7 protein-coding genes, 2 tRNA genes, 4 rRNA genes and 1 riboswitch are annotated in these 13,801 nt (G+C 43.5%); of the genes, 1 reads left to right on the top strand and 12 read right to left on the bottom strand.

Annotation, left to right across the window (positions count from 1 at the left end):
• Window positions 1-17: 17 nt before the first annotated feature.
• From birA to btuB, 10 genes are all read right to left on the bottom strand, one after another.
• Window positions 18-980, bottom strand: a complete 963-nt coding sequence (gene birA / locus LG402_RS00605; RefSeq protein WP_227336284.1) for a bifunctional biotin--[acetyl-CoA-carboxylase] ligase/biotin operon repressor BirA — start codon at window positions 978-980, stop codon at window positions 18-20.
• Window positions 977-2,011 carry a UDP-N-acetylmuramate dehydrogenase gene (gene murB, locus LG402_RS00600; RefSeq protein WP_227336283.1) on the bottom strand — a complete coding sequence of 345 codons (1,035 nt, stop codon included), beginning with the start codon at window positions 2,009-2,011 and terminating at the stop codon, window positions 977-979. Before murB ends, birA begins: the two co-directional genes overlap by 4 nt.
• Window positions 2,012-2,172: 161 nt before the next feature.
• Window positions 2,173-2,288 (bottom strand): 5S ribosomal RNA (gene rrf, locus LG402_RS00595).
• A gap of 51 nt (window positions 2,289-2,339) precedes the next feature.
• Window positions 2,340-2,415, bottom strand: a tRNA-Thr gene (locus LG402_RS00590).
• Between the two features lie 43 nt (window positions 2,416-2,458).
• Window positions 2,459-2,574, bottom strand: a 5S ribosomal RNA gene (rrf, locus tag LG402_RS00585).
• A 116-nt stretch (window positions 2,575-2,690) separates the two neighbouring features.
• Window positions 2,691-5,767, bottom strand: a 23S ribosomal RNA gene (locus LG402_RS00580).
• Between the two features lie 367 nt (window positions 5,768-6,134).
• Window positions 6,135-6,210: transfer RNA gene (locus LG402_RS00575), tRNA-Glu, on the bottom strand.
• Between the two features lie 84 nt (window positions 6,211-6,294).
• Window positions 6,295-7,837, bottom strand: a 16S ribosomal RNA gene (locus LG402_RS00570).
• Together the 16S, 23S and 5S rRNA genes with 2 tRNA genes alongside form the textbook arrangement of a ribosomal RNA operon.
• A gap of 398 nt (window positions 7,838-8,235) precedes the next feature.
• Window positions 8,236-9,102: a glutamate racemase gene (murI, locus tag LG402_RS00565; RefSeq protein ID WP_166539350.1), complete on the bottom strand. Its 867-nt coding sequence runs from the start codon at window positions 9,100-9,102 to the stop codon at window positions 8,236-8,238.
• Window positions 9,047-10,915 carry a TonB-dependent vitamin B12 receptor BtuB gene (gene btuB / locus LG402_RS00560; protein WP_166539349.1) on the bottom strand — a complete coding sequence of 623 codons (1,869 nt, stop codon included), beginning with the start codon at window positions 10,913-10,915 and terminating at the stop codon, window positions 9,047-9,049. The genes murI and btuB overlap by 56 nt, the downstream gene beginning before the upstream one ends.
• A 68-nt stretch (window positions 10,916-10,983) precedes the next feature.
• Window positions 10,984-11,192, bottom strand: a riboswitch (cobalamin riboswitch).
• Between the two features lie 112 nt (window positions 11,193-11,304).
• Here btuB and trmA point away from each other — a divergent pair.
• Window positions 11,305-12,402, top strand: a complete 1,098-nt coding sequence (gene trmA, locus LG402_RS00555) for a tRNA (uridine(54)-C5)-methyltransferase TrmA (RefSeq protein WP_166539348.1) — start codon at window positions 11,305-11,307, stop codon at window positions 12,400-12,402.
• A gap of 123 nt (window positions 12,403-12,525) precedes the next feature.
• On the opposite strand, the gene LG402_RS00550 is transcribed toward trmA, so the two are convergent.
• Complete coding sequence (locus LG402_RS00550; protein ID WP_036933245.1) at window positions 12,526-12,927, bottom strand: YijD family membrane protein; 402 nt, start codon at window positions 12,925-12,927, stop codon at window positions 12,526-12,528.
• Window positions 12,927-13,613 carry an HTH-type transcriptional repressor FabR gene (gene fabR / locus LG402_RS00545; RefSeq protein WP_072070605.1) on the bottom strand — a complete coding sequence of 229 codons (687 nt, stop codon included), beginning with the start codon at window positions 13,611-13,613 and terminating at the stop codon, window positions 12,927-12,929. Before fabR ends, LG402_RS00550 begins: the two co-directional genes overlap by 1 nt.
• Window positions 13,614-13,801: the final 188 nt, after the last annotated feature.

Below are 13,801 nucleotides of genomic sequence, written 5' to 3'. Positions count from 1 at the left end.
CGACGCAATTCAAAACATTAAGATGCACTTCTTAGTGAAATTTCACCACCTATATAAGGTGTAATTTTACCATTTTGCTCTAAAAGTAAAGCCCCTTGATCATTAATACCTTTAGCGATACCAAAGATTTCTTTTTCGCCAATAATCAGTTTTACACGTCTATCCATAAAGTTATCTAAACTTTTCCAGCGTTCTATAAAAACAGACAACCCTTGTTTTTCAAACTGGATAAATGCTTCTCTTAATGCATTAGTAATTTCACAAGCAAGTTCATTTCTGTCAATCTTAATACCAACTTGCTCTAAATTGATCCATTGTTGGTTGATAACCTCATTTTGATTTTTACTCATCGCAATATTGATGCCAATACCCGTTACAATATGAGCAACATCACCCGTCTTCCCTGTTAATTCAACAAGAATACCTGAAAGCTTTTTATCATTTAAATAGAGATCGTTAGGCCATTTTACTTTAACGCCATTTGCGCCAAGTTTTTGCAATACTTCAGCCATAATAACGCCGACAACCAAACTCAATCCTATTGCAGCAGCAGGCCCTTGCTCGAGTTTCCAATACATACTCAAATATAAATTTCTACCAAAAGGCGAGATCCATTGGCGACCTCTTCTACCTCGTCCAGCAGACTGGTATTCAGCAATACATACATCACCTGATTTTAATTCGCTAATACGTTGGATCAAATACTGATTTGTAGAATCTATAACAGGAATAACGCTAGCAGGCTCACCTTTAATATTCTGATTCACAATATCTGCATTCAATAAATTCATTGGCGCATCTAATTGGTACCCTTTTCCAGCAACCGTCTGAACGTCAATACCCCAGCTACGCAATGTTTGAATATGTTTATTAATGCCTGCTCGAGTCATTCCTAAACTTTCGCCTAATTGCTCTCCTGAATGAATATTCCCATCAGCAAGAATTTTAATTAATAATAAAGGAATTGGTGTTTCTTTCATGAAATAGCATCCACAGCATTGATTTCGCCATATTGGCCAATAAAGCGAACTTCTGGCTCTAATTTTACACCGAAGCGTTCTGAGACTTTCTGGCGAATATATGCGGCTAAGTTCACAATATCTTCACCTGTCGCGGTGCCTTCTTTATTAATAAGTACCAGTGCTTGTTTAGTGTGAACTGCCGCACCACCAATTTGATGTCCTTTAAGACCACATTGATCAATCAGCCAACCAGCCGCAATCTTCACACCATCTCGCTGTACATATTGAGGACAAAATGGATATTCTGTTTTTAATTGTTGTGCAATACGAATATCAACAATTGGGTTTTTAAAAAAACTTCCAGCATTACCCGTTATTTTTGGATCTGGTAGCTTGCTCGTTCTCATTAAGCATACAGATTCGAATACATCCTTTGGTGTAACAGTTTCTAATGATAATTTTGATAAATCACCATAAGTAAGAATAGGTTCCCATTTTTTACTTAGTAGTAAACCGACAGCAATAATAGCAAAGCCTTGCTGATAATGATGTTTGAAAATACTGTCGCGATAACCAAACTCGCATTCTTCATTTGTTAATCGACTAATATTGCCTGTACTTAATTCAACAATATCAACATAGGCACAAACATCTTTCAGCTCTTTACCATAAGCACCAATATTTTGTATTGGCGCAGAACCAACATTGCCTGGGATCAACGCTAAATTTTCTAGTCCATAGATATTTTTTTCTAACAGATATTCAATAAGCGCATGCCAACACTCGCCAGCTCCAACATGAACAGACCAATATTGCTCATCTTCAGTAATTTCAATGCCAGCAATACAGTTACGGATAACAATACCATTAAAATCTTCAGTAAATAGCACGTTACTACCGCCACCTAGAATAAGGGTTGGTAATCTCTTCTCATGGGCATTTTGCCAATATGTACAAAGCTCATCTTTATTATTTGCAGTTTCTATTTGGTGAGCTTTTACTCTCAAACCAAATGTATTAAATGCTTGCAATGAAACCGATTCTTTCATGAAAGTCTACCTCATTTAGCTGATAGCTTAGTTTAACAGTCAAGCATCATTGAGGATAGCAAAGTGATAAGTGATTAGAGGAGAGAAAGTATATTTGTGTTTTAAATGTCTTAAACGCAAAAAAGCCAACCCATTGGGTTGGCTTTCTCGTCTTATTTAATGCCTGGCAGTTCCCTACTCTCACATGGGGAGACCCCACACTACCATCGGCGCTACAACGTTTCACTTCTGAGTTCGGCATGGGATCAGGTGGGACCGTTGCGCTATGGCCGCCAAGCAAATTCTGTATTTATAACTGTCTGCTTATGCAGTTATAATAATTTTTTATTGGTGCTGATACCCAGATTCGAACTGGGGACCTCACCCTTACCAAGGGTGTGCTCTACCAACTGAGCCATATCAGCACTAGTGGCTTATTGTCACCGGCTGACACAGCCTAAATTTAATGCCTGGCAGTTCCCTACTCTCACATGGGGAGACCCCACACTACCATCGGCGCTACAACGTTTCACTTCTGAGTTCGGCATGGGATCAGGTGGGACCGCTGCGCTATGGCCGCCAAGCAAATTCTGTTTTATTACCCGCGCTTTCCCTTTCGGTTAGTCGCCAGCAATTTCAATCTTAAACAAGCTTACTTCATCTACTTTTCGTCTCTCAGACAAAACACCTTCGGTGTTGTCAGGTTAAGCCTCACGGTTCATTAGTACTGGTTAGCTCAACGTATCGCTACGCTTACACACCCAGCCTATCAACGTCTTAGTCTTAAACGTTCCTTTAGGTCACTCAAGGTGACAGGGAAGACTCATCTCGAGGCAAGTTTCCCGCTTAGATGCTTTCAGCGGTTATCTCTTCCGCACTTAGCTACCGGGCAATGCCATTGGCATGACAACCCGAACACCAGTGGTGCGTTCACTCCGGTCCTCTCGTACTAGGAGCAACCCCTCTCAATCTTCCAACGCCCACGGCAGATAGGGACCGAACTGTCTCACGACGTTCTAAACCCAGCTCGCGTACCACTTTAAATGGCGAACAGCCATACCCTTGGGACCTACTTCAGCCCCAGGATGTGATGAGCCGACATCGAGGTGCCAAACACCGCCGTCGATATGAACTCTTGGGCGGTATCAGCCTGTTATCCCCGGAGTACCTTTTATCCGTTGAGCGATGGCCCTTCCATTCAGAACCACCGGATCACTAAGACCTACTTTCGTACCTGCTCGAGCCGTCACTCTCACAGTCAAGCTGGCTTATGCCTTTGCACTAACCGCATGATGTCCGACCATGCTTAGCCAACCTTCGTGCTCCTCCGTTACTCTTTAGGAGGAGACCGCCCCAGTCAAACTACCCACCAGACACGGTCCCCGATCCAGATTATGGACCTAGGTTAGAACATCAAACGTTAAAGGGTGGTATTTCAAGGTTGACTCCATGCAGACTGGCGTCCACATTTCATAGTCTCCCACCTATCCTACACATCAAGGCTCAATGTTCAGTGTCAAGCTATAGTAAAGGTTCACGGGGTCTTTCCGTCTTGCCGCGGGTACACTGCATCTTCACAGCGAGTTCAATTTCACTGAGTCTCGGGTGGAGACAGCCTGGCCATCATTACGCCATTCGTGCAGGTCGGAACTTACCCGACAAGGAATTTCGCTACCTTAGGACCGTTATAGTTACGGCCGCCGTTTACTGGGGCTTCGATCAAGAGCTTCTCCCTAAGGATAACCCCATCAATTAACCTTCCAGCACCGGGCAGGCGTCACACCGTATACGTCCACTTTCGTGTTTGCACAGTGCTGTGTTTTTAATAAACAGTTGCAGCCAGCTGGTATCTTCGACTGGCTTCGGCTCCGTCCGCAAGGGACTTCACTTACCGCCAGCGTGCCTTCTCCCGAAGTTACGGCACCATTTTGCCTAGTTCCTTCACCCGAGTTCTCTCAAGCGCCTGAGTATTCTCTACCTGACCACCTGTGTCGGTTTGGGGTACGATTGTTGGTAACCTGAAGCTTAGAGGCTTTTCCTGGAAGCAGGGCATCAATTGCTTCACCACCTTAGTGGCTCGTCATCACACCTCAGCATTAAGTGACCGGATTTGCCTAATCACTCTGCCTACATGCTTGAACCGGGACGACCGTCGCCCGGACAACCTAGCCTTCTCCGTTCCCCCATCGCAGTTACCACCAGTACGGGAATATTAACCCGTTTCCCATCGACTACGCTTTTCAGCCTCGCCTTAGGGGTCGACTCACCCTGCCCCGATTAACGTTGGACAGGAACCCTTGGTCTTCCGGCGTGCGGGTTTTTCACCCGCATTATCGTTACTTATGTCAGCATTCGCACTTCTGATACCTCCAGCATACCTCACAGTACACCTTCGCAGGCTTACAGAACGCTCCCCTACCCAACAATACATAGTATTGCTGCCGCAGCTTCGGTGCATGGTTTAGCCCCGTTACATCTTCCGCGCGGGCCGACTCGACCAGTGAGCTATTACGCTTTCTTTAAATGATGGCTGCTTCTAAGCCAACATCCTGGCTGTCTGAGCCTTCCCACTTCGTTTCCCACTTAACCATGACTTTGGGACCTTAGCTGGCGGTCTGGGTTGTTTCCCTCTTCACGACGGACGTTAGCACCCGCCGTGTGTCTCCCGTGATAACATTCTTCGGTATTCGCAGTTTGCATCGAGTTGGTAAGTCGGGATGACCCCCTAGTCGAAACAGTGCTCTACCCCCGAAGATGAGTTCACGAGGCGCTACCTAAATAGCTTTCGGGGAGAACCAGCTATCTCCCGGTTTGATTGGCCTTTCACCCCCATCCACAAGTCATCCGCTAATTTTTCAACATTAGTCGGTTCGGTCCTCCAGTTAGTGTTACCCAACCTTCAACCTGCCCATGGATAGATCACCGGGTTTCGGGTCTATACCCTGCAACTCATTCGCCCAGTTAAGACTCGGTTTCCCTACGGCTCCCCTATACGGTTAACCTTGCTACAGAATATAAGTCGCTGACCCATTATACAAAAGGTACGCAGTCACCCCATCCTCAAATGTCCCGCTTGCTTTTACTGTCAAACTGGCTCGATTTTTTAACTTCCGTTGCTCGTGTACTTCTATGTACACTGCGCGACGGCTTGAAATAATCAATCCATTTTGTAGGTAAACGCTTCGCTGTTTTCGAGTGGTTTGTCCAATCACTCAGTGCAAGGCACTTGAGTGATGGGGCTCCTACTGCTTGTACGTACACGGTTTCAGGTTCTTTTTCACTCCCCTCGCCGGGGTTCTTTTCGCCTTTCCCTCACGGTACTGGTTCACTATCGGTCAATCAGGAGTATTTAGCCTTGGAGGATGGTCCCCCCATATTCAGACAGGATAACACGTGTCCCGCCCTACTCGTCGAGTTCACAATAACAGCATCTTCAGATACGGGGCTATCACCCTTTACTGCCGGACTTTCCAGACCGTTCTCCTGATGCTGCTATTGATTAAGACTCTGGGCTGTTCCCCGTTCGCTCGCCGCTACTAGGGGAATCTCGGTTGATTTCTTTTCCTCGGGGTACTGAGATGTTTCAGTTCTCCCGGTTCGCTTCATGACGCTATGTATTCACGTCATGATAATATCCATTGGATATTGGGTTTCCCCATTCGGAAATCGTCGGTTATAACGGTTCATATCACCTTACCGACGCTTATCGCAGATTAGCACGTCCTTCATCGCCTCTGATTGCCTAGGCATCCACCGTGTACGCTTATTCGCTTAACCTCACAACCCGAAGGTGTTTCTTCTTGAAGACGTCTGGGTGGTGATGGCTGTGCAGATTACATTTCGTCGTTGGGCAGTGCTCGCCATGCTCACATACTCATGTATGTTGCGCTGGCTGTGCGCTGGCCGCCTCGAACTGTAAATTGCTCGCTCATCCCACTTCGATGTCGAAAAACACATTCAAAGTTTGAGATTTTGAGAGACTCATCAATATACCTCGGTGATATATTGATTTGTTTTCAATTTTTCAGCTTGTTCCAGATTGTTAAAGAGCATAATAGTTAAAATAACTTGCTAAAATTATCTTAACTATTCTCTGATTTTCATCAGACATAGTGTGGTACGCCTTTCACTCATACCGCGCAATTGGCGTCCCCTAGGGGATTCGAACCCCTGTTACCGCCGTGAAAGGGCGGTGTCCTAGGCCTCTAGACGAAGGGGACTTCAGTCAGCTTCGCAGACGCGCTTTTGCTCGTTCTTCATCAGACAATCTGTGTGAGCACTACACATAACACGTATCTCTTAGGTAAGGAGGTGATCCAACCGCAGGTTCCCCTACGGTTACCTTGTTACGACTTCACCCCAGTCATGAATCACAAAGTGGTAAGCGCCCTCCCGAAGGTTAAGCTACCTACTTCTTTTGCAACCCACTCCCATGGTGTGACGGGCGGTGTGTACAAGGCCCGGGAACGTATTCACCGTAGCATTCTGATCTACGATTACTAGCGATTCCGACTTCATGGAGTCGAGTTGCAGACTCCAATCCGGACTACGACAGACTTTATGAGTTCCGCTTGCTCTCGCGAGGTCGCTTCTCTTTGTATCTGCCATTGTAGCACGTGTGTAGCCCTACTCGTAAGGGCCATGATGACTTGACGTCATCCCCACCTTCCTCCGGTTTATCACCGGCAGTCTCCTTTGAGTTCCCGCCATCACGCGCTGGCAACAAAGGATAAGGGTTGCGCTCGTTGCGGGACTTAACCCAACATTTCACAACACGAGCTGACGACAGCCATGCAGCACCTGTCTCAGAGTTCCCGAAGGCACTCCTCTATCTCTAAAGGATTCTCTGGATGTCAAGAGTAGGTAAGGTTCTTCGCGTTGCATCGAATTAAACCACATGCTCCACCGCTTGTGCGGGCCCCCGTCAATTCATTTGAGTTTTAACCTTGCGGCCGTACTCCCCAGGCGGTCGATTTAACGCGTTAGCTCCAGAAGCCACGGTTCAAGACCACAACCTCTAAATCGACATCGTTTACAGCGTGGACTACCAGGGTATCTAATCCTGTTTGCTCCCCACGCTTTCGCACCTGAGCGTCAGTCTTTGTCCAGGGGGCCGCCTTCGCCACCGGTATTCCTCCACATCTCTACGCATTTCACCGCTACACATGGAATTCTACCCCCCTCTACAAGACTCTAGCCAACCAGTTTCAGATGCAATTCCCAAGTTAAGCTCGGGGCTTTCACATCTGACTTAATTGACCGCCTGCGTGCGCTTTACGCCCAGTAATTCCGATTAACGCTTGCACCCTCCGTATTACCGCGGCTGCTGGCACGGAGTTAGCCGGTGCTTCTTCTGCGGGTAACGTCAATTGACAAAGGTATTAACTTTATCACCTTCCTCCCCGCTGAAAGTACTTTACAACCCTAAGGCCTTCTTCATACACGCGGCATGGCTGCATCAGGCTTGCGCCCATTGTGCAATATTCCCCACTGCTGCCTCCCGTAGGAGTCTGGGCCGTGTCTCAGTCCCAGTGTGGCTGATCATCCTCTCAGACCAGCTAGAGATCGTCGCCTAGGTGAGCCATTACCTCACCTACTAGCTAATCCCATATGGGTTCATCCGATAGCGCAAGGTCCGAAGAGCCCCTGCTTTGGTCCGTAGACGTCATGCGGTATTAGCCACCGTTTCCAGTAGTTATCCCCCTCTATCGGGCAGATCCCCATACATTACTCACCCGTCCGCCGCTCGTCAGCAAGAAAGCAAGCTTTCTCCTGTTACCGCTCGACTTGCATGTGTTAGGCCTGCCGCCAGCGTTCAATCTGAGCCATGATCAAACTCTTCAATTAAAAGTGTTTGATGCTCAAAGAAATCGAAAACTTAGCTATTCATAAATGAATTTACTTTTGTTGTTCACTCTTCAAGACTTGATACATCTAATATTTTAGAAGATATCGTCTCTGCGAGTGCCCACACAGATTGTCTGATAATTTGTTAAAGAGCAGTGCAACATTCGCTGCCGTTTCCGGTCTTCCGCGTTGTTGCGAGGAGGTGCATTCTACATCTTCCTCATTCAGTGTCAAGCGTTTATTTTCAAGGCTTTTCACTTTTTTTCTTTGTTCTCTCGGCTAACTCACTTAGCGTGGTTTGCCGTGACAACGAGGGCGCATTATAGGGAGTTTTGTGAAGCTGGCAACACTTTTTTTGAGTTTTTTTACTGACCGTTGAATTTTCCACCAAATTTCACTTAAAGCGCCAGTTTTCTGAGCGATTCAAAGCCAAAACTTGCTAAAACAGGTTTTAGCAATTCGCTATTCTCATCTTCTTTTAGACAATAAGCGAAACTAATTTCATTTGAACCTTTTATTTTCGCTTGATTTACGACCAACCACGCAGTTCTTCGTGCAATTGCAGCCCCAGAATCGATAATTCGTGTGCCATCAGGTAAAACAGAAAGAAGCTCGTCTGCTAATAAAGGGAAATGAGTACAACCTAATACTACCGTATCTGGTGGCTCTTTCATTTTTAGCCAAGGTGTAAGAATTTTACGAAGCTCATCTAGAGAAACTTCTTCACCATGAAGTTTTCTTTCTGCTAGTTCCACCAGCTCGGCTGAACCTAAAGAGTGAACTTTGCAATCAGTTGCAAAGCGCTCTATCAATTCATGGGTATAAGGACGTTTAACTGTTGCTCTTGTCGCTAATAATCCAACCACCCCATTACATGTTAATTTAGCAGCGGGCTTAATAGCAGGAACAACTCCCACAATAGGAATATCAGTAAACTTTGCACGTAAAGCCGGAAGGCTTACAGTACTAGCGGTATTACAGGCAATAACAATTGCTGCGAGAAAGTGCTTCTCAGCAACCGCGCTAATGATATGAACAACACGGTCAATAATGAATTCCTGTGATTTTTCACCATAAGGGAAAGCTTCATTATCAAAAACATAGATATAGTGAGCATCCGGTAATTTTTCACGGATCTCTCGATAAACAGATAAACCGCCAACCCCTGAATCAAAAACTAATACAGTAGGGTTAGCGGTAAGTTGTGCATCAGAAGTTGTAGCTTCCTGTGAGGAAGTATTCACGTCCTGGCGTGCGATAGCCATAAGCTGTCTCATAATCTTTATCAAACAGGTTGGCTATTCTACCACGAATTGAGAGATGTGATGTAATAGGATATGACGCAGTTAAGTCCCAAATACTCACTCCACCTAAAGAAACATTCTCATACGTGCCGTAATCTTTATCTGTACGCTGACCGATATATTGGTAAGTCACTCCCATATCGAGTTTCTCAACTTGCCAATCAAGTTGATATTTCAACTGTTGACGAGCGCGACGATCAAGACGTTGATGTGTTTCTTTATTTCTTGCATCTATATATTGAAGGTTAAAGGTATGATGAAAAATCCACGTATCCATTTCCCCTGTAAATTCCACGCCTTTAATTAATGCCTTTCCAACATTGTAATTACGATATGGGTAGTTCGATTCACTTTGGATCAACGAATCAACATCATTACGATATGCAGTTAATCGCCACTCTAAAGGCCCTGTTAATCCTTCAAAGCCCCCTTCCCACTGTTTACTCTTTTCGGGTTGTAAGTTTGGATTACTTCCCCATTCACTATAAAGTTGCATCAGTGTTGGTGCTTTAAATGCCGTACCATAACCACCAATCACACGATAGCCATCGACAAATTCCCAACCTAAGTTAGTTTGCCAAGTGGTATGCCAACCATATTCAGAGTGTTTATCTGAACGCACTGAAGCTTCAGCGATAATCTCGCCTAACTTTTGCTGTCCTGTTAGATATAAGCCGGTATTGTCGAAGTGTTCTTTATTAGGAAATCCACTAGAGCCTGCTTTAATAGATTGGCGTTGCCAATCAACACCTCCACCGATACTGCCATTTTCTAATAAAAGGTGATTACCCCACTGCACGTTATATTGTTCAGAGTTAGTAAAACGACTTCCTTTACCATAGCGACCATAACGTGGATCATAGTCATAATCTTTGGTGTAGTTATAGCTGGTATTGAAAGAAGAAGAGTAGTTATCACGATGGAACTTCACTCCGCCATCATAGGTACGGCTAAATAGTGCTCTTGTATCCGTTAAGATATCGTTACCACTGTCATAATAAGCATCATAAGCGGTGCGATTATCAAAACCATAAGCGCGTGCATATAAAGAAACGTCATCGTTAATATCGTGATTAACCCCTAACCACAACGATTTGTTCATAAATCCATCGCGATCAGGTTGTGGATGCCCACCGGTATTCCCATTGGCTTCTACATCATAGCCTTTGGTATAGAGATAACTGCCCGCCGCTGTTAATGTCGTTCTATCTCCAACTTTCTGTTTTACAGAGCCATCATATTCTTGATAACCATGAGAACCCATTGTGGCATTAAGCGTTCCTCCTTCCGTTTTTCTTTCTGTCAGGATATTAATCACTCCGCCAATTGCATCTGAACCATAAACAGAAGAACGAGGCCCTCTTATATATTCAATACGTTGAACAAGAGAAAGGGGAATTTGGCTAATATCAGAGCTACCAGACACATTAGCCTGATTTAAACGCACACCATCCACTAAGATCAGTACATGTCGAGATTCAGTGCCACGTACATAAATAGAACTCATCTGCCCTATTCCACCATTTTGCCCCACATCAATACCCGGCATTCTGCGTAATACATCAATCACACTATTACTCTGCCAGCGATCAATCTGTTCACGTTCAACAACGGTGATAGGTGCTAAAATAGAAGAGTTCGGCTCTTGAAAGCGGTTTGCTGTCACACTTAATGTATCGCTGTTATTAGCAAACGCACCAAAACTGCTCACCATTACACTCAAAGCCACACTCGAAGCTATACTTGAAATAAAGAAAACTTTTTTATTATTCATGAAAATCTGCATCCAACAGAATAAGTAGCAGGATGCCGCCAAAATTAAATAAAGCGCGTATTTAATTTAAGATGCGACAGGTCTTCGGCAGGTCTTCGGACTCTAGGTTAAATAAACAATTTTGTGTATTTAAGATAATGACTTCCCACCGCACTTATATGGGTGCTTTGCAGTGTCTTTTATTATCCTTGATCCTATTACCGCTGCGCGTCAGTTCTGGCTTTGCACCAGATTCCCTTTTCACTCCTATAAGGAGGCCGAACAACTATGCTACGATTTCAACTCCACTGAGTCCAGAAATTGAACATGAAGAATACTGGACATCTTCATGAGGATCTCTACAATTTCGCTCGCTTAACTTTATTACTGCCAAAAAAAGGCGAGATACCATGCAGAATTCATTACCAACGCAAACATATCAGTCTCAACTGAATGAAAAAACACAACGTCTACAAACGATGATGGCTCCTTTTAATGCGCCTGATGCAGAGGTTTTTTCATCACCAGAACAGCATTATCGTATGCGTGCGGAATTCCGTATCTGGCATGAAGAAGATTCTCTCTATCATATTATGTTTGACCAAGAGACTAAGCAGCGTATTCGTGTTGACCAATTTCCCGTAGCCAGCCAGCTTATTAATAAAATGATGGTTGCTTTGTTGGCAGAAATAAAAGATAAGCCAACACTTAGAAAGAAACTATTTCAGATTGATTATCTTTCTACGTTGAGTAATAAAATTATTGTCTCTTTGCTGTATCACAAAAAAATTGATGAAACTTGGCAACAAGAAGCGCAAGCATTACGCCAGACCTTAATTGTCCAAGGCTTTGATGTACAGTTAATCGGTCGTGCATATAAAACAAAAATTATGCTCGATAACGATTTTATTGATGAAGTGTTACCTGTCGCGGGTAAAGAGATGATTTATCGCCAAGTTGAAAATAGCTTCACGCAACCTAATGCTCAGGTCAATATTAAAATGTTGGAATGGGCATTAAAGGCAACAGAAAACGCGAAAGGTGATCTGCTTGAATTGTATTGCGGTAATGGCAACTTTTCATTAGCGCTTGCACGTAATTTTGAGCGAGTGCTGGCAACAGAAATTGCAAAGCCATCTGTTCATGCGGCGCAATACAACATAGCAATGAACCACATTGATAATGTAAAAATTATTCGTATGTCTGCGGAAGATTTTACACAAGCAATGAATGGGGTAAGAGAATTTAAACGTCTTGAAGGGATTGATTTAAAAGATTATCAATGTGAAACCATTTTTGTCGATCCACCTCGTAGTGGTTTAGATGAGAAAACTGTAGAGCTGGTTAAAACTTACCCTAGTATTTTATACATTTCTTGTAACCCAGAAACATTGTGTCAAAATTTAGAAACCCTAATAAAAACACATAAAATCAGCAAATTAGCTTTATTCGATCAATTTCCATACACCCATCATATGGAATGTGGTGTGTTATTAGAAAAAAGATAACTGCTTATTTCTCTTCTTAGAGTAAAAAATCCTTTAATAACGCGAATAAAAACAAAAACACCAGCAAGATAACTTGCTGGTGTCAAAATTTCGCTGTGTTTACAACAAAGAGATAAGTACAGACTAGTACTGTTCTGCTTGTGATGCTCTTTCAGCTTCTTCAGCCTGTAGGCGTAAGCGTTGGCGCTGTTTAAATTGACGATAAATCCACAACGCAACAATAACAATACAAACAGAAGAGAAAAAGTTTGAACCCCATTCAGGGTTAACGGTTCTGGTGTAAGCGTTATAACCGAATAAGCCTAGTAAAAAGAATGAAAAAATCAGCTTAGGCATACCATCGGTCATAGGTTGATTTAAATAACGCTGATATAAACAGTAAACTGCCAAGATTAAACTGATTAGTGGGAAAACTGACCACGTCTCAATAAATGAATTAAAAAAACTCGAATAAGTACCATGTAAAGCGACACCAATGACTGTGGCAAGTAATAGCGTGCTTTTTTCACAGCGATTTTGTTCCATCATTTGTCTCCTTTCTGATGCGTTTTTTTCTTTATTTCTGGGTTATCTTGTAGAGGTGTTTGCGTCTCTTGCTCACGTCGATACCAATAATAAGCACCTTTAGCAATCATACGCAGTTGTAAAACTAATCTTTCTTCTAATTGTTGACGCTTTTCAATATCAATATCCAGTGCTTCTGCGCCTGCACTAAATACAATAGTGACCATTGCTTCAGATTGCATTTCTGTAAAATAACGTGGCATATGACTTTCTTGCTCAAGGTAGTCTGCCAGTTCTGCAATAAAATGTTGGATCTCTCGTGCGACTGCGGCACGAAATTCTGCTGAAGTCCCAGAACGTTCACGTAATAATAATCGAAACGCATTAGGGTTATTACCAATGAATTCCATAAAAGTAGCTACTGATGTTCTGATAACACTGCCACCTTTCGCAATGCGTTGACGTGCTTGTCGCATTAATTGACGTAACATCAATCCACTTTCATCAACCATTGTCAGCCCAAGCTCATCCACATCTTTAAAATGACGATAAAATGAGGTAGGCGCAATACCAGCTTCTCTAGCCACTTCTCGTAAGCTTAAGCTAGTAAAGCTACGCTCAGCACTCAGTTGGCTAAAAGCAGCTTCAATTAAAGAGCGACGGGTTTTTTCTTTTTGTTTAGCTCTGATGCCAATATTATTACTCACAGAAATCCTGATAATCCTAATTTGGTTTATGCTCAATATATCAAACTTTGTTAAAAAAGCAGTGCGTACAATCATCTCTAAAGACACATTCTCATAAAAACTCAACAAAGTGTGACTAATGCCCTTAATGTCAATTGGGCTATTATTCATTCTAATGTTAATATAGCGTTGTCGGTTTGTATAAAACA

The sequence above is a fragment of the Proteus sp. NMG38-2 genome (assembly GCF_020640995.1).
Classification (GTDB): Bacteria; Pseudomonadota; Gammaproteobacteria; order Enterobacterales; family Enterobacteriaceae; genus Proteus.
Note: the sequence above shows the minus strand (reverse complement) of the source record. Positions and strands in the feature narration are given on the sequence as shown.

Coding starts and splice junctions, on each gene's coding strand:
- murB (WP_227336283.1), bottom strand. CDS start 2,011: ATGAAAGAATCGGTTTCATTGCAAGCATTTAATACATTTGGTTTGAGA.
- LG402_RS00550 (WP_036933245.1), bottom strand. CDS start 12,927: ATGGAACAAAATCGCTGTGAAAAAAGCACGCTATTACTTGCCACAGTC.
- birA (WP_227336284.1), bottom strand. CDS start 980: ATGAAAGAAACACCAATTCCTTTATTATTAATTAAAATTCTTGCTGAT.
- btuB (WP_166539349.1), bottom strand. CDS start 10,915: ATGAATAATAAAAAAGTTTTCTTTATTTCAAGTATAGCTTCGAGTGTG.
- trmA (WP_166539348.1), top strand. CDS start 11,305: ATGCAGAATTCATTACCAACGCAAACATATCAGTCTCAACTGAATGAA.
- murI (WP_166539350.1), bottom strand. CDS start 9,102: ATGGCTATCGCACGCCAGGACGTGAATACTTCCTCACAGGAAGCTACA.